This is a genomic window from Bacillus basilensis, from assembly GCF_050630465.1.
Lineage (GTDB): Bacteria > Bacillota > Bacilli > Bacillales > Bacillaceae_G > Bacillus_A > Bacillus_A basilensis.
This window is the reverse complement of record NZ_JBNTQO010000033.1, coordinates 1-15,979: the sequence shown is the minus strand read 5'-3', so window position 1 is coordinate 15,979 and position 15,979 is coordinate 1. Positions and strand designations below refer to the sequence as shown.

13 protein-coding genes and 6 pseudogenes are annotated in these 15,979 nt (G+C 32.3%); 14 read left to right on the top strand and 5 right to left on the bottom strand.

The genetic code is table 11. The features are described from left to right. From ACQVV1_RS29015 to ACQVV1_RS29005, 3 genes and pseudogenes are all read left to right on the top strand, one after another. Window positions 1-311 (top strand): annotated as a pseudogene (locus ACQVV1_RS29015) (hypothetical protein); the annotation flags it as partial. 27 nt (window positions 312-338) lie between these two features. Beyond that, entirely contained in the window at window positions 339-1,550 is a 1,212-nt protein-coding gene (locus ACQVV1_RS29010; RefSeq protein WP_336376755.1) for a bifunctional lytic transglycosylase/C40 family peptidase, read from the top strand. 10 nt (window positions 1,551-1,560) lie between these two features. Beyond that, window positions 1,561-2,157: a prefoldin domain-containing protein gene (locus ACQVV1_RS29005; RefSeq protein WP_336376756.1), complete on the top strand. Its 597-nt coding sequence runs from the start codon at window positions 1,561-1,563 to the stop codon at window positions 2,155-2,157. A 52-nt stretch (window positions 2,158-2,209) separates the two neighbouring features. Here ACQVV1_RS29005 and ACQVV1_RS29000 read toward each other — a convergent pair. Continuing rightward, window positions 2,210-2,374 (bottom strand): annotated as a pseudogene (locus tag ACQVV1_RS29000) (IS3 family transposase); the annotation flags it as partial. Between the two features lie 836 nt (window positions 2,375-3,210). Here ACQVV1_RS29000 and ACQVV1_RS28995 point away from each other — a divergent pair. Beyond that, window positions 3,211-4,906, top strand: a pseudogene (locus ACQVV1_RS28995) (helix-turn-helix domain-containing protein). Window positions 4,907-5,058: 152 nt separating this feature from the next. Here ACQVV1_RS28995 and ACQVV1_RS28990 read toward each other — a convergent pair. Continuing rightward, window positions 5,059-5,526 carry an RsfA family transcriptional regulator gene (locus tag ACQVV1_RS28990; RefSeq protein ID WP_431169892.1) on the bottom strand — a complete coding sequence of 156 codons (468 nt, stop codon included), beginning with the start codon at window positions 5,524-5,526 and terminating at the stop codon, window positions 5,059-5,061. Window positions 5,527-5,881: 355 nt separating this feature from the next. Between ACQVV1_RS28990 and ACQVV1_RS28985 the strand changes: the two genes are divergently transcribed. The 5 genes and pseudogenes from ACQVV1_RS28985 to ACQVV1_RS28965 all read left to right on the top strand — a co-directional run. Next, window positions 5,882-7,522 (top strand): S8 family peptidase, encoded by a 1,641-nt coding sequence (locus ACQVV1_RS28985; protein ID WP_336376757.1) that lies wholly within the window; start codon window positions 5,882-5,884, stop codon window positions 7,520-7,522. A gap of 210 nt (window positions 7,523-7,732) precedes the next feature. Then, window positions 7,733-8,080: a YxeA family protein gene (locus ACQVV1_RS28980; RefSeq protein WP_336376758.1), complete on the top strand. Its 348-nt coding sequence runs from the start codon at window positions 7,733-7,735 to the stop codon at window positions 8,078-8,080. Between the two features lie 335 nt (window positions 8,081-8,415). After that, a complete protein-coding gene (mntA, locus tag ACQVV1_RS28975; RefSeq protein WP_000577223.1) occupies window positions 8,416-8,823 on the top strand; it encodes a type VII toxin-antitoxin system MntA family adenylyltransferase antitoxin in 408 nt (135 codons plus the stop codon). Beyond that, window positions 8,813-9,226, top strand: coding sequence for a type VII toxin-antitoxin system HepT family RNase toxin (gene hepT, locus ACQVV1_RS28970; RefSeq protein ID WP_336376760.1), 414 nt, complete (start codon window positions 8,813-8,815; stop codon window positions 9,224-9,226). Before mntA ends, hepT begins: the two co-directional genes overlap by 11 nt. Before the next feature lie 169 nt (window positions 9,227-9,395). Further along, window positions 9,396-9,542: pseudogene (locus tag ACQVV1_RS28965) on the top strand (IS3 family transposase); the annotation flags it as partial. 67 nt (window positions 9,543-9,609) lie between these two features. Here ACQVV1_RS28965 and ACQVV1_RS28960 read toward each other — a convergent pair. Both ACQVV1_RS28960 and ACQVV1_RS28955 read right to left on the bottom strand, forming a co-directional pair. Beyond that, on the bottom strand, window positions 9,610-10,245 hold the full coding sequence (locus ACQVV1_RS28960) for a hypothetical protein (RefSeq protein WP_242253820.1): 636 nt from the start codon (window positions 10,243-10,245) through the stop codon (window positions 9,610-9,612). Between the two features lie 26 nt (window positions 10,246-10,271). Next, entirely contained in the window at window positions 10,272-11,084 is an 813-nt protein-coding gene (locus ACQVV1_RS28955) for a C39 family peptidase (protein ID WP_242253818.1), read from the bottom strand. 581 nt (window positions 11,085-11,665) lie between these two features. On the opposite strand from ACQVV1_RS28955, the gene ACQVV1_RS28950 reads away from it, so the two are divergent. From ACQVV1_RS28950 to ACQVV1_RS28935, 4 genes and pseudogenes are all read left to right on the top strand, one after another. Continuing rightward, window positions 11,666-13,336, top strand: coding sequence for a M4 family metallopeptidase (locus tag ACQVV1_RS28950; protein WP_336376761.1), 1,671 nt, complete (start codon window positions 11,666-11,668; stop codon window positions 13,334-13,336). A 152-nt stretch (window positions 13,337-13,488) separates the two neighbouring features. Beyond that, a pseudogene (locus tag ACQVV1_RS28945) lies at window positions 13,489-13,833 on the top strand (PAS domain-containing protein); the annotation flags it as partial. After that, on the top strand, window positions 13,807-14,307 hold the full coding sequence (locus ACQVV1_RS28940; protein ID WP_396023142.1) for a methyl-accepting chemotaxis protein: 501 nt from the start codon (window positions 13,807-13,809) through the stop codon (window positions 14,305-14,307). The pseudogene ACQVV1_RS28945 and the gene ACQVV1_RS28940, both read left to right, overlap by 27 nt. 206 nt (window positions 14,308-14,513) lie before the next feature. Next, window positions 14,514-14,729 carry an alpha/beta-type small acid-soluble spore protein gene (locus ACQVV1_RS28935; RefSeq protein WP_001167047.1) on the top strand — a complete coding sequence of 72 codons (216 nt, stop codon included), beginning with the start codon at window positions 14,514-14,516 and terminating at the stop codon, window positions 14,727-14,729. A 69-nt stretch (window positions 14,730-14,798) separates the two neighbouring features. On the opposite strand, the gene ACQVV1_RS28930 is transcribed toward ACQVV1_RS28935, so the two are convergent. Continuing rightward, complete coding sequence (locus tag ACQVV1_RS28930) at window positions 14,799-15,218, bottom strand: hypothetical protein (RefSeq protein ID WP_000755782.1); 420 nt, start codon at window positions 15,216-15,218, stop codon at window positions 14,799-14,801. 659 nt (window positions 15,219-15,877) lie between these two features. Here ACQVV1_RS28930 and ACQVV1_RS28925 point away from each other — a divergent pair. Next, window positions 15,878-15,979 (top strand): annotated as a pseudogene (locus ACQVV1_RS28925) (IS200/IS605 family transposase); the annotation flags it as partial.

Genomic DNA, 15,979 nt, shown 5'->3' with positions numbered 1-15,979 from the left:
AGTCGGGACCAACACCATCGCCAGCGAATCCGGTGGAGGGCAAACCAATCACAACACCACAGTCAGGACCAACACCAACACCAGCGAATCCGATTGAAAGTAAACCAGTTACTACTTCACATGTAAGTACGCCACAAAAACAAGTAGAGGTAAAACCAGTTAATCAACAACAAACAAAAAATGTTCCTAAAGTGAATAATCAGCAACAGGTAAAAGAAGGAGCAGCAATTAAAAAAGTTGAAACGAAAGCACAAACACAACAAGAAGCTTTAAAAAATGTAAAAGCAAAAGAAACGATAAAACCAAAATAATTCAGCTCGTGAGGGAGGGTTTATACATTGAGTGCGGAACCAAATCGCGACTTTGAAAATGAACATCATCCTGAAGCTGAACTAGGGAATGCTAAGCCTGCCTTGAAAAAGGCAGGCCATTCTTTAGGAAAGGCGGCTGGAAAAGGATCCAAAATAGCGGGTAAAGCAGTTGCACAAGTTGGTAAGAAAGTAGCGGTTAAGGTAGCTCAAAAGGCAGCTACAGTTGCAGTTGCGAAGCCATTATTAATAATAGCCGGTGTTATTCTGGCTGTTGTTGCAGGTTTAGGAATAGTCATCTTTTTATTAACTGCTACAATGGGAGAGGATGAAGTCAGTCCCGGGGAAATTGGTGGTCCTTTTACACCAGGTACTGCAAGTGTTAGCCCTGAAGTAATGAGATGGGAGCCATTGGTGAGAAAGTATGCAGCACAACATGGAATTGAAGCAATGACTCCATTAATACTAGCTCTTATTCAACAAGAAAGTTCTGGGACTCAATTGGATGTAATGCAAAGTTCGGAATCACAAGGATATGGTCCAGGATATTTTACAGATCCAGAAGAAAGTATTAAATATGGTTTAATGCATTTTGCTGATTGTCATAAAAAATCCAACGGCGATCCAAATATTACACTACAGTGTTATAACTATGGTACTGGTTATGCAAACTATGCACTTTCTAACGGTGGATATACACACGCGAATGCAAGAGCATTTTCAGCAGAACAGACAGCAAAAACTGGTTATAAATGTGCTTCTTGGCGAAGTGCAGAAGCAGTAGCCAATAATTGGTGTTATGGTGATCCAGACTATGTTCCACATGTATTAAGATATTATCAAGGTGGTAGTGGTGGTGGACCTGTAGCCGGCGGAGATGAATTATTTAAAAAGGTAATGGATGAAGCAATTAAATATCAGGGGTGGCCCTATGTTTGGGCAGGAAGAACTCCACAAACATCATTTGATTGTAGTGGACTCATTCAGTGGGTATATGGGCAGGCCGGTGTTAATCTAAATGGTACTGCAGAAACACAATTTAAAATTACACAGCGAACCAATGATCCACAACCAGGAGATTTAATATTTTTCCAAGGTACCTATAAACCAGGTATTTCACACGTTGGAATTTATGTAGGTAATAATCGTATGTATCATGCGGGAGATCCAATTGGTTACGCAGATTTAAGTAATCCTTATTGGCAACAGCATTTTGCGGGTTATGGTAAGGTGGCAAGATAGGAGGGGTGAAATGAAAAAAACGACAATTTTATTAATCGTATTGCTTATAGGTAGCATAGGATTGAATTTTAAAATAAATGCAGATAATGCCCAACTTAAAGATGAAAAGGCAAAGCTGTCTAAGAAAATACAAAAAGTAGAATCACAATATAAGGATACGGAGAAAGAATTGCAAGCTTTAAAGAGTAATAACCAACAACAGGTAAAGGAAGCAGCTGAGAGATTTTTGAAAGCATTTCGAACATATGATACTGGTAAAGGAGAATCATATCTTACAAATGTTGAAGCGTATATAACTCCAAATGCGAAGAAAGAATTGACACCTCCTGGTGCACCAAATCCACCGGCTTCAAGTACTGCAGAGGAAAAAGATAAGAAAAAGGTAGCTTTTAAATCAGAGTACATTGGTGGCGAGTTGTACTATGCTTTCATAGATACTACCAAAGCAAACGTACTTGCTAAGGTTAAAAGTAAAATGATTATCAATGGTATATCATCTGAAAATATGTCATTGATGCAAATCAATTTAATTTATGATGGAAATAAGAAGTTATGGCTTGTAGATAAGGTTATTCCACTAGCTGATTTAAGGGATCAAATGCCGTAAGTCTGTAATTAAATACGACATAGTAACGTAATAATAAAAAAGCCCTGAAAAATCAAGCACTTAAAAGGTGGTTCCGGTATTCGATTGGAGTCATCTTTTTTAATGTCCACTGATAACGATTATAATTATACTCCTCTATATAATCCTTTATGTTGAGCTCAAGGGATTCAAAGGTTTGACAATCTTTATAATCTAATTCATCTTTCATATGACCAAATGTTGCTTTTAAATACAGTCGCGACGTTAAAAAAAGGTTACGATGTTTTATCCTTTTAATTAAAAAATTCTAAGTGAATTTTAATCAAACTTTTTTATAAAAAAGAATGTTTATTTGAATAGAAAAGACTCCATTTTGATTAATCTTTTTCAAAATGGAGTCTTCTTATCTATCATATAATATGGGTTTGTGGAGCTTTTTTGATTAAACTTTAATTCAAATCAACAACCGCATTGGTTGTTTCCCCATTTAAGCTACGTTGATTTCGTATTATAAATGATTTTCCCATCTTTTTCACCTCCGTTCTACAAATTCAGAAATATATGCCAAAATACTATAAAATATGCCAATTTTGATTATAGCAAAATGAAAAATGTTGAAACATGCTCCTTTAAGAAGAAAAATAGCAACTTGCAACAGCTCACGAACCTATTTGTATCAAGGGATAAGAGAATTTTATGATTTTTTTTGTGTTAAGGATACCGCAAACGTGTTGCAAGTTAAGAAGAAATAGGAAAGAGAAAAAGCAACCATGTTGCAAATTAAGGACTACGGGAAAGCAAAGCGCAAAAGGAATGCAAGTAGAGAAGAAATAGGAAGAGAAAGAGCAACCATGTTGCAAGTTAAGAATTAAGGGAAAGCAAAGCGCAAAAGGAATGCAAGTAAAGAAGAAATATGGAAGAGAAAGAGCAACCATGTTGCAGATTGAGGATTAAGGGAAAGCAAAGCTCAAAATCTTGTAAATATCTGTTACAATAAATTAAATATAATAGTAGTAAGAAATTTTATAATGAAAACTACTTTGTTGTAATCCGTGGTTTAGGGAGGAATATAAAGTGGATAACTTATTACAAATGTTTCGAGATGCATTGCTAATCTCTGAGCCAATTTATAAAAAAATGAACTAGTATGGAATAAGTGGAATGCATACTTTAAAGATGTTGAAAACAATAATAATAAAGTATTAACCTCACCTCATGCTTCTTCATCATATACTGTATTAGTGTCTTGGCTAGAAAAAAAGCAAGAATCCGGTATTACATTAGTACAAATTTATGCGAAAATTGATTCCTATAAGGAAGAAATATATAAAGAAATCGAAGGATTTATAGAAAAAGAATTTCAAGATGTAGCACCTTCAAGTTCCATAGTAGTAGAAAATGATCAAAATATAGATAAGACAAGCATAGTAAACCATGAGGATTATTATGAGGTAAATAACTCTGCTGTCTATTATAAGCTAAGAGATGGGATTGCAAAAAATCAATTTGAAGAAGATGAGTTAAGTAAGGTTTTATAATATCCTATTGAAACTAATTCTTTTAATGGTGTAGCTCAGCTTTCTTCACACAAAGATGAAGATTTAAGACTTACAAATATAGAAGAAGCTGCTCGGTGGAATACCCTTGTCGATGATGTAATGAGTAATATGGATGATTTAACGGCAGATTGTTTAGATGCAATTACAATACAATGGATAAACGAAGCAAAATCTCCAGATGAATTCATTGATTTTTCTTATGAGCAAGTTTTAGAAATGTGTAACATTCCAAAAACAGTAGTCAAAAATAAAGAATACTATAGAGCGGAAGATAAAATTAAAATAGCAAAGGGAGTTGCGGCTTTAGCAAGCATTTTTATCTATTTAAATGATGATAATGAGGTAGTAGTATTAAATGACCGTGATGATGATGGAGAACGTTTAGAATTAAAACGTGAAGTAATCAAAAGGTTATTTGTATTAGATTCAGTTGTATTGTGGAGACATAGTGTTACTAATGAATACATGGGCATTGAGTCTTGTCGTATTAAGCCAGGCAGCTTTTTAACCAATTACTTATACGGATCAAATAATACAACAGCGTTATTGTCTAAAAAAGCACTTGAATACAATAGTTATAGACACAAATATCATAAAAGGTTAATTCGATACTTAACATGGCAATGGAGAATTAACCAAATGTATTAATCATTGAAAAAACCATATTCTATAGGCGGGGACAAAGGGCTGCTAGCAGTAATGGATATTCCAAAAGATTGGAAGCCAAATCGTATTAGAGAACAGTTAGAAAATGTTCTAATGGATTTAGAAAATGAAAAAGTAATTTCTCATTGGGAATATAGTGACCCACTTGATGAACAATAAATTGGGAAACGTAATTGGTTTAAAACTATTATGCTAATTTAGGAATAACGATTTTACCGCCTGAGGAAATGCTGCAATCAATGGATAGGGTAATCGGAAAGAAAAGTATAGAAGGACTTCAAGAACAATTACCTGAAGTAACAGTTGTTAAAGAAGTAAAGAAGACTGTAGAATCAGTCGAACAAATAGAGAAGAAGATCCGTGAACAAATACTGAAAGTACACAATGAAAAAAAAGTAAGCATTCGTGAAATAGCAGATGAAATTAGTATTTCTCCGTCTACATTATCTAGGTTTTGTAATTATAAAACAAAACGTTTATCTAAAAAGGCATTAGAAAAACTAACGAAATGGTGTGAAAGACAAGAAATATTAGAAAAGATGTAATATAGACTAAATATTTCTTTTAAAAATAGTTAAATTAAAAATACACATACATTATGTATGTGTATTTTTAATTATAAGAGACTGAATTGCCTTTATTAATAGCAATTTTGGAGAGTTAAAGTCTTGCAGGAACATCAATCTAGTTATGCTGTTTAATCCACTACAATTAAATTTCTTGTCTTATCGATATGGTTCAGTAACATACGATACTCTTCTTCATACATAGTTAAACGTTGTAGAAGGGATTGATTCTCCGCTTCTAAATCTTCAATTTGATTTTGTAAAACTGTCAATTCATTCACATCTTTATAATTTTGTAGAAAGAGAATAATGTCATCTAATGTAATAGACAAAGAGTTTGTTTTTTTTTCTGGTGGGGAGAGAGGAATGTTGTTTCCCACTTTTCGGTGTTGTTTGGCTTGTTGTATTTCGTCTTGGTATTGTTTTCTCACATATGAATTCCAACGAAATCCACAAGCTGCGGGTGTTCTAGCTAGTAGTTTTGCTACTTCTTTGAATGCAGCTAACTGTGTTCCACCGTTACGAATATACTGAAGTACTGTTGATGCGAGAATTAAATCGTTATCATTAGTCCAAGAATCTTGTCTTGAAATTACCACGTTTTAACCCCCCATATATGTTTTATATTACATATATGCAGTTACTTAAAATGATAGAAGCTCAATCTCTCTTACAATAATTAGGGGTAAGTTTATAGAAGTATCTATGATTTTTAATGCAAAATTACATATAAGGTTGACTATTCACCAAACCTGTAACTATAATAGTTACAGGTTTGTAACTGAATTAATAGATTGGATTGACATGAGTTAGTTCTATTAATGATGTATAAACAAATATTTAAGAATGAATGGAGTTGAAAATATAGACCTACATATAAAATATATTTCTAGAAAGAAATTAGGTAATATACATTTTTTTATAATTACATATTAATAAAAAGAGGTGCGCGTTTTGAAAATTTTTAAGGGAATTCTAGTTTCTTCAATTGCATTAACAGCATTTAATGGAGTAGGTGGTATACTTCCAAGTGAAAAATCAGAAGTTGCCTACGCAGCTACTTACAATTATTCAAATAAGCAATTGAATTCTACTGTACATAAGCAAGCTACTAAACAATTAATTTTAAAATTTAAAAATGAAGCGAATTTACCATATCAGGATGGAATAGAAAAATTCATTAAAGAAGAAAAACAAGATCCTGAATTCATTGGAATTTTAGCTGAATATCCAAATGTAACTATAAATCGACTTTTTAATTCTTTAAATCCTAAAGAAATTAAAAATCTAGGTAAAGAAATAAAAGATTCTGATCATATTTCTTCTAATTTGCTAAACTACTATATTGTAGAAACTCAAGATGGTATTGATGTACAAGCGTTACTTACAAAAATTGAGAAATCATCTCTTGTTGAAACGGCGTATTTACAGGAAGAAGAGGCGTCACCAGAAGAGCGTTTACCAAATTTATCTGTTAACCCATATGATGAGCCTAGACTTACAAGACAAGGTTATCTTGAACCAGCACCATTAGGAATTAATGCACCTTATGCCTGGAGCATAAAAGGTGGGGATGGAAAAGGGACTACATTCGTAGATATGGAGTATGGGTGGTTATTTAGTCATGAGGATTTAGTGAATCAAAAGATTGAATTGATATCTGGACAGAATAAAAGCGAGCACCATGATCATGGTACTTCAGTCTTAGGAATTGTTTCGGCAGAGGATAATAACATAGGCGGAATTGGAATCGCACCCAAAGCTAAGGTAAAGGTTGTATCTCAAATTAGGGATAACGGAAATTATAATACAGCTGATGCTATTTTAAGTGCGGTTAACAATATGCAAGCTGGAGATATTCTTTTACTAGAGGCACAAGCAACTTACGATGGATATGGAGATAAGAACTATCTTCCTGTAGAAGTAAAACCGGATATATTTGATGCAATTCGTCTGGGAGCAAATAAAGGAATTATTATTATTGAAGCAGGTGCAAACGGCGGAAACGATTTAGATCAATTCAGAGACCGTAATGGTAAACAAGTTTTAAATCGTAATAGTCCTGATTTTAAAGATTCAGGGGCAATTATGGTTGGAGCAGCTTCTGCAAGGGTTCCTCATAAACGTTCATATTTCTCTAATTACGGTAGTAGAGTAGATGTGTATGGATGGGGGAATGCAGTTGATACTACAGATGCTAAACCAAGTAAATTTACAACAAATCTATATACATCTAGTTTTGCTGGAACATCTAGTGCATCGCCTATTATTGCTGGTGCTGCTGCATCAATTCAAGGAATTGCAAAAAATAATCAGGGAAAAGTATATACACCAAGCCAGCTTAGGGATATTTTAAGTGACCCTAATACTGGAACGAAATCTAACGATCCAATCTCTGATAAAATTGGTGTTTTACCTGACTTAAAAGCCATTTTATCTAAACTTGGTTTTTCACCAAACTTAGGTAATGATTCTTCCATTGTATTTCCTGAAGAGCAAGAAATAAATAAAGGAAATCAAGGTTCTACTATTACGTTCCCGAAAGAGGATTCCGATAATAGTGAAGGGAACTCTAATTTCATTTTCCCAGAATAATAAAAATACCTCTTATTTAGAATGAGGTAAAATAGTTTACTCAATAAGAACAAAGGATATGGATTCAATAGAAATACGAATTCATATCCTTTTAATTTTATGCTGTTTTTACTACCTTACAAAAACGTAATGTTAGCGTAATGGAAATGAATGTTGGCAGCAAATAGATTAGGATATAATTTTTGTGAGAAAAGATATGAGGTGAGTAATATGAAACGAATAGTGCTTATGTGTAGTGTTTTTGTGATGTTTACTGTGTTGTTATCGGGGTGTAATTTAAATCGTCTTGGTACAGATACATATTATGTGCAAATTACCAAAGATGGTGAAAAATTAAAAGAGAAAAATGTAAATGGGGATACGACTTACCAATATAAATTACCTGGATTTGATAAGGATGGTAAAGAGAAAGAAATGGAGTTTACAGCGTTAAAAAACCTTCGTAAAGAAGCATTTTTACATATATATTACTCTGAGAAAAAAGGTGTGAAATCTTGGGAAGAGATTAAGAAAGACGAACTCCCTACAAAAGTAAAAGAAAAATTAAAGGTGGATTAATATATAAGTCTTTGTTAGAGTAATATACCCTCAAATTATTAGAATTTATATTAAAATAGGCTAAAGTTCTTCAGAGTTATAAAAGTAAAAGGCTGACATACGCTGTCAGCCTTTTGCTCTTGCAAGAAGAAAATATAAAAGGCATTTAACAGGCGAAGTGTTGGATTATAAACAATTATTATAGTTCAAGGCTACAACATACCTACCCCCTGAACTATAATAATTTTAGGTCAGAAATAAGCTTCTAGTTTTGTGTAAGTATTTGTAGTAGTTTAAAGGATTGATGATTGGTTATGATATAATAAAATTCAAGTATACTAAGGGGGATTAATGAGATGATTTTTCAAAGCATGATAACAGCTATTATAGAAAAATTACAAGAGACGGTGAATCCCTATTGGATAATTGTGTTTGGATCAACGGCTGAGAACAGAGAACGAGAAGATAGTGATATTGATATAGCTTATTTAAGTGACACAACTTTAGGGAACTATGAACGTTTTTTATTAGCACAGGAGTTAGCTAACATTGTTCATAGAGATGTTGATTTAGTTGATTTATCCGAAGCTTCTACAGTTTTTCAAGCTCAGATTATACATACAGGAAAGACAATATTTTGTTCGGATGAAAAACGTAAGGTCATTTTTGAAATGAAGACCTTAAAAATGTATTCAAAATTAAATGAAGAACGACAGATAGTATTTGATGATATAAAGAAAAGAGGTTCTATATATGAAGAATGAGGTTATTTTAAATAAAATTTCTACAATAGAACGTTGTATAAAAAGAATTCAAGATGTGTATGGAAATGACCCTGAAAATTTAGAGGACTTTACAAAACAAGATTCAATAATATTGAACATACAAAGAGCTTGTGAAGCGAGTATTGATTTAGCGATGCATATTGTTGCAGGGGAAAAATTAGGACTACCCCAATCTAGTCGAGAGGCCTTTGACTTATTGGTTACAGCAGGATTACTTAACGCTGATCTAGCAAATAAGTTAAAAGCAATGGTTGGATTTCGTAATATTGCTGTTCATGATTATCAAAGTGTAAATTTAGATATTGTTCGTCAAATTATTGAAAAACATTTAACTGATTTTAAACTATTTACGAAAGAAGTAATGGGGATATTGGAATTTTAGGCAAAAGAACAGAATAATAGGGCTGAGAAAGAAAGTAATTCTATGATTCCCAAACCAGCTATTGAAACAATTACTTAATTTCGTAAGAAGAAACGCGGTCATAAGATGAATTTGTTTATGTTGTAGCGAGGCTTTGCATGAGATGTGTGTAGTTAATAGTAGGAACAATATCCACATAAAAACTTATACCTCTTTCACCAAGCTAAAACAAGAAATTAAAGCTTATATGAAATACTATAGTCAGCATAGGTATCAGTGGAATTTAAAGAAGATGATTCCTGTTGAATACAGAAATCATCTTCTTACGACTGCCTAACTTTTTTAAAATGTCCTTTACAAAGGGGACGGATTACCAAAAGAGGCCCCTTCTTCCTTCATTAATCTTATTGTTGAGACAAGAGAATTCTTTCCTTCATTTTTAAAATAATTTCATCAGGATTAATTTTTTTTGCTGATGGAACTCCTAAAATAAAAGAAGCACCTTCACTCGCATATACTTCTTCTCCATTTTCGTGAGAAACAACAAATAATCCTTGTCCTTCAAATTCAATATATATAATTTTTTTGATTTGTTTTACGTTTGTTTGTATAGACCTATAGATTTCATATAAATCCTTACTACGTTTTTCTCCCCCCATACGTATAGGCTCTTGTTCATTTGTGAAAATTAATCCCTCTGGGTTGTTTTTATTTAAAATAAACCATAATTTTTCATCTGTAGGCAATAAATATTCGGATAGTTTTTGGGAGTCATTATTTATAATATTTTGTTGTTGTATTTCATAGACATGGAAAAAAAATGTGGATATTTCTAAAGGTGAGTTAGATGTAAAATTATGATTTTGATAAAGTTGCTTCCCATCTTTTAATAGGGTGCTTTTACTATTTTGATAATCTTTTAATGCTATCTTTTCAGGTGGCTCTTTAGAATTATCCGTTGCTTGAGCAATTTTATTCATACTTATTAATGCAATACTTAAAAATAAGCCTAAAATTATAGTTCTCAGTATCTTTTTCATAAACTTATGTCCCTCCTTATTTTCATTTAATATCCTCTACTAATGCCTTGAACTGTTTCATTCCACCAAAATCTATCGTTATTTTTAAATGATTCAAAGTTATGTTGATAATGATCTCCATACCAAGGATCCATATAGGTAATATAGTTCATATTATTCATACCTTTAAAATAACCATCTAACACAAGAAAATGACCAATATTCCCTCCATTTTTCCAATTAATTAGTGTAATCATTGGTTTATTACTATTAATTTGGCTTCTAAACTCATCATAAGAAAGAGTTCCTCTATTAATTGTTGAAGTTAAACCAAAATAAATAAGGCCATTTTGTATTTCTCTAGAAGTAGCTGGATAATTGTATAAGCCTCCCTTTACATATCCTACAAATTGTTGTTGTGTAGTTGGTTGCCCAAAATAGTTTAAAACAGATACTGAAGTACCTGCCCAACACCAATTAGACTGCTGTTGTTTAATGTTAGGAACATTTAATTTAATAGTTGTTATGGAATTAGGTGGATTTCCATTTATAAATGCCGAAGCAACATATACTTTTTTACCGTTTTTAAAAAAATAAAACCAGCGATTATCTATACTTCCAGTCCAATAATCTTTTAAACTTTCTCCATATTCCCAGCCATTGAAATAAACGGTTTGATTTCCTTGAAGAACATCTATTATATTTCCGTTTGAATTTTTATTATCACGCACATTTACCCCGATAGGGGCAGTTAAACCTGAAAACTCAACTTCCTCGGCAAACACATCATTGACATTAGAAAAGTTCCATACAGATAAAATGAATGCAACTATAATTAAAATTCTTTGTGCAAGCTTCATCTTCTCACATCCTCATATGGTATGTTTAAAACACTATTAAAACGAAAAATTAAGTTACTTAACTTTTTAAAATTTCAAGTACACACTACTTTTTTATAACTCATGATGTAACGCCCCTTTCATTTTATTTCTATACTATTTTAATTTATTCTAATATCCGCATAATCCCTCTTGAAATTCTAATATGTAATAAATATGACACAATTAAAATTTGGTTCTGGAATGCTCCCTAGCTAGCAAATAGGAGCATAAAATGTGAGACAGGTAGTCAAATATGGCTGTTATAAGAAAATAGTAGATAGAAAAGGAATCAATCAATAATAAATCATAAAAATACCCCTAGAGAAATCTGCAGGCGTTTTTTATAGATGAAGTCTTCAAAAACATACCTTTAACTCATTTTTTAGAAATCTACCTTCCGTTCATTAGTTCCAATATTCTGAGTTTGTTTTAGAAATAGACACTACTTTATTTATATAAATATGCAATTATTCATATTTATATAAATATTTTAAAAGTAATTGTATATTTAAGTTTGTAATTATACTTTTTATTTTACTTATATTGAAGGGGGAAGATGTATGAAAAAAACTGTTATTACATTACTTGCTGCAGGAACAATGGTAGGTGCGCCTTTTTCAACTGCGTTTGCAGAAGAACAAGCATCTCAAAAAGAAGTAATGGATAAAATGGAAGTGCAACAAAAGAATTGGAATGAGGAACAAGGAAGTCCATCATTTCTTTCAGGTGAATTATCTGATAAGAAGGTAGAAACTCAAAAAGCAGTGAAAGAGTTTTTAGAAGAAAATAAAGAACTATTTAAGGTAAATCCACAGACGGATCTAATACTGAAAGAAGTAAAATCTGATGATTTAGGTATGAAACATTATATTTATACAAGGTCTGTAAATAAAGTGCCAGTTGATGGTGCACAATTTATTGTTCATACAGATAAAGAGGGCAAGGTAACAACAGTAAATGGAGATGTTCATCCAGCTGCTGCAGAAAGTCTGAAAGGTAATACAAAAGCAAAAATTACAAAAGAAACAGCCCTTTCAAATGCTTGGAAACATATTAAACTTACAAAAAATGATACCTTAATAAAAGTAGATGGAAATACATTAGACCAAGTAAAAGAAAGCTTAGAATCTACAAATGAAAAAGCAGATGTAGTTGTATATGAAAAAGACGGAAAGTATTATCTAACGTTTAAGGTGCAACTGCAATTTATTAAACCTTACGGAGCAAACTGGCAAATCTATGTGAATGCAGAAGATGGATCAATCATAGATTCATATAATGCAGTTACAGACGCAGATAGCCCTCAAAAAGGTTATGGATATGGAGTATTAGGCGATCGGAAAGAACTGAATACAACCTTTGATAGTGTAAAGAGGAAATACTATTTAAAAGACACAACAAAGCCTATGAATGGAGGCTATATTGAAACATTTACAGTAAATCATAGTGATGCAGATTATCCAGTTAACTATCGTCTTCTGGATGATGATAATGCTTGGATAAATAAAGATCAAGGACCTGCGGTCGATGCTCATTATAATGCTGGAAAAGTCTATGACTACTATAAAAATATTCACAATCGTAACAGTATTGATGGAAAAGGGAAAACAATTCGTTCTGGTGTGAATTATGGAGTGGATGTAAACAATGCATTTTGGAATGGACAGCAAATGATTTATGGAGATGGTGACGGACGTGAATTTATTCCGCTTTCTGGTTCTCTTGATGTTGTCGCACATGAATTAACTCATGCTGTCACACAGTATTCAGCTGATCTTCGTTACGTAAATCAATCAGGCGCATTAAATGAATCGTTCTCTGATGTATTTGGATATTTTGTTGATCCTGCAAACTGGGATTTAGGAGAAACTGTGTATACGCCTGGTATTTCTGGAGATGCACTTCGTAGTTTATCAAATCCCGAAAAATATGGACAACCTTCTCATATGAGAGATTATCAATATCTTCCAGCAACTGAAGAAGGCGATAACGGTGGAGTACATATTAATAGTGGTATTCCGAATAAGGCCGCATATCTGACAATCAATGCTATTGGTAAAGAGAAAGCAGAAAAGATCTATTATCGTGCATTAACAACTTATTTAACACCAACAAGTGATTTTAAACAAGCTCGTACAGCTTTATTACAATCTGCAGCTGATTATGATGGCTATGGTAGTGCAGCATATAAAGCAGTAGAAGATGCTTGGAATCAAGTGGGCGTAAAGTAACTTAAAATCCGTTTATAATATTTTTATGCTTTTGAAATTTAAATCATAAAAGGACCTATTTCTTGTCATATACAAGTAGGTCCTTTTATAGTTTTATTTATATTTATAAATCATTATAATAAGTATAATGGATAAAAAGGGAGAGTCTTATTATGAATATTTCATCAAGTGGAAGCACTCAGGTATTAGATCAAACAATGATTTTGGTAGGACTGGAATCCAATCTAGCAATGATAGAATTTAACTTAGATACAGAGGTAATTTGGGTAAATGATCACTTTGCGCAAGCTTTGGGTTATACAATCAGTGAAATGAAGAACATGGTACATAAACAATTTTGTCCCTATAATTTTGTAAATAGTAGTGAATATAATCAGTTATGGGAGAATTTAAAAAAGGGAATTAAGTTTCAAAAGAAAATTCAGAGAGTTGGTAAAAAAGGCAATTTAACTTGGATTGAGGCTACCTATATTCCAATTAAAAATGAACAAGGAGTAGTAGATGCTGTACTAAAAATTGCAACGGATATTACAAATCGTGAAAATCAAACAAGAGAAGTTGTTTCACATTTAAAGAATTTATCTATAGATTTAGGAAGTAAGGTAGACATTAATTCTAAGGAAAATATGAAAGCGTTACAATCTTTAAAAGAACAGATTAATTTAGTAAGTGAAATCGCTCAAATGATTAAGGACATTTCTTCCCAAACTAATATTTTATCTTTAAATGCAGCAATTGAAGCGGCAAGAGTAGGAGAACATGGACGTGGATTTGCAGTAGTAGCAGAAGAGGTAAGAAGATTGGCCAGTAATGTTGATGGTGCAATAAAAAAAATAAATTTAAATGTAGAGAGTATCACAAATGGTGTAACTATTGTTAGGAATGTGACTGAAAAATTGCAAAGAGAAGTGATTAATAATCAAACTGAAATTAGTAATACAATGGAAAAGTTCGAAAATATTGTTGGGTAAATGTAATTATAAATAACGATCTTTTGAAGTTAAGTTATAAATTCTATATAAAAAAGAAAGCCATGTCTTATATGCCTTTCAAGTGATTACTATTTTCTAAAGAGGGATGAAAGCTTAGGTATATATATAATGGCTAAATAATTTTTTTGCATATTTTGTTGGTAATAGAGCATGATATTACCAAATTCAACGGAGGTGTTTAAAAAATGCAAATTCGCGAAAATAATAATTCAAACGAAATTTTAATAGCAGCTGCAGCAAGTGCAATTGAACAAATGAAATATGAAATTGCTCAGGAGTTTGGTGTTACACTTGGACCGGATTCAACAGCAAGAGCAAATGGTTCAGTAGGTGGAGAAATTACAAAACGTTTAGTTCGTATGGCGCAAGAGCAGTTATCTGGTCAATATAAAATTCACTAAAGTTAAAGGTATATCCCATTCAAGGGATATACCTTTTTAATTTGCTTTTAAAGAGGGCTGTTCAATTTTTTATTGTTGGTTCAGTTTAGACACTGCAAATTTAGCTGTGAAATTCATTTTCTTCATGTAAGAAGAATTTACTCCTGCTTGAAATTGAACGGAAATATTACCATCTTTTTGTGCTTTGAAGACGCGACCGTATGGTGAATTAGCATTGTATGTGCCAATTACTTGATTATCTGCATCAAAGACTGTATAAGAAATTGGGAACCCGGAATTTTGTACAAAGACTGTAAGCTCTTCCCCTTTATTAAGATTAAATGATTCTTTTTGAGAAACTTCATAGGAACTCATAGAGTAATATTTTGTAACTTCTTGAATATCTAAATTTGTAGTTGCCGCACTCGCTTTAGGTGCCTCTGCTCCTGGTAAGTTCATACCTGATAGTACTGCAATTCCTAATGCCCCTGCTAAAATAACTTTTTTCATAATGCTAGTTCCTCCTTTAATATACTGTGAGATTTGAAACCGGAGTGAAAATATCACTCCTTGAAACCATTATAGTTACAACGAGAATGATTTTCAATGAGATTTGATATGTAATTCTGCATACATAAGATTTCGATATACGGTAATCTATCTGAATTTTAAAGTATTCTTAAAGAAGGAGATGACAAATCTTCAAAACTATGAATAGGACGGTAACTGTTTTTGCATGTGTTGGTCCCATAAGTAAATATTTAGTTGGCTTTATTTTTTTGTATTTTATGTAAATAAGCATTCAAATATTGATAAAGTTGTATTATTTGGAATTATCAAACAAAAATGAGAGGTTATATGCTATAATAAAGCTGCAATAAGGTTCAGCATCCTAATCTTATTGTGTATATTTAACCTATGTATGTCGTTTGTATAAAAAATAAGAAGTCTCTCAAAAAGAGGCTTCTTATTTTTTATACGGGGGGATTACAGCCTTTCCCGAACGAGAAAGCCCCTCGCCTTTAGGCATGGGATGAAAGTGAGGTTGGATAAGGAGTGCTACTAAAAATCGCAAGGTTTGTGGCACTCTAAGTATCCAAAATATTGGTATCTTTTATTTTTTTATCTTTCGTGTTGCAGTTTTATAATCTAACTGACACAATGCAAACGTGATGAATGATTATAGAAGAACCCAAACAACCGTGTCATTAATTAACTATCATTTTGTGTTTTGCCCACGATACAGAAGAAAGATTTTTCTTAATACAAAA

Bases quoted from the DNA above. Each gene is read 5' to 3' on its own strand.
- ACQVV1_RS28960 (WP_242253820.1), bottom strand. From the start codon at position 10,245: ATGAAAAAGATACTGAGAACTATAATTTTAGGCTTATTTTTAAGTATT.
- ACQVV1_RS28955 (WP_242253818.1), bottom strand. From the start codon at position 11,084: ATGAAGCTTGCACAAAGAATTTTAATTATAGTTGCATTCATTTTATCT.
- mntA (WP_000577223.1), top strand. From the start codon at position 8,416: ATGATTTTTCAAAGCATGATAACAGCTATTATAGAAAAATTACAAGAG.
- ACQVV1_RS28935 (WP_001167047.1), top strand. From the start codon at position 14,514: ATGCAAATTCGCGAAAATAATAATTCAAACGAAATTTTAATAGCAGCT.
- hepT (WP_336376760.1), top strand. From the start codon at position 8,813: ATGAAGAATGAGGTTATTTTAAATAAAATTTCTACAATAGAACGTTGT.
- ACQVV1_RS28950 (WP_336376761.1), top strand. From the start codon at position 11,666: ATGAAAAAAACTGTTATTACATTACTTGCTGCAGGAACAATGGTAGGT.
- ACQVV1_RS28930 (WP_000755782.1), bottom strand. From the start codon at position 15,218: ATGAAAAAAGTTATTTTAGCAGGGGCATTAGGAATTGCAGTACTATCA.
- ACQVV1_RS29005 (WP_336376756.1), top strand. From the start codon at position 1,561: ATGAAAAAAACGACAATTTTATTAATCGTATTGCTTATAGGTAGCATA.
- ACQVV1_RS28980 (WP_336376758.1), top strand. From the start codon at position 7,733: ATGAAACGAATAGTGCTTATGTGTAGTGTTTTTGTGATGTTTACTGTG.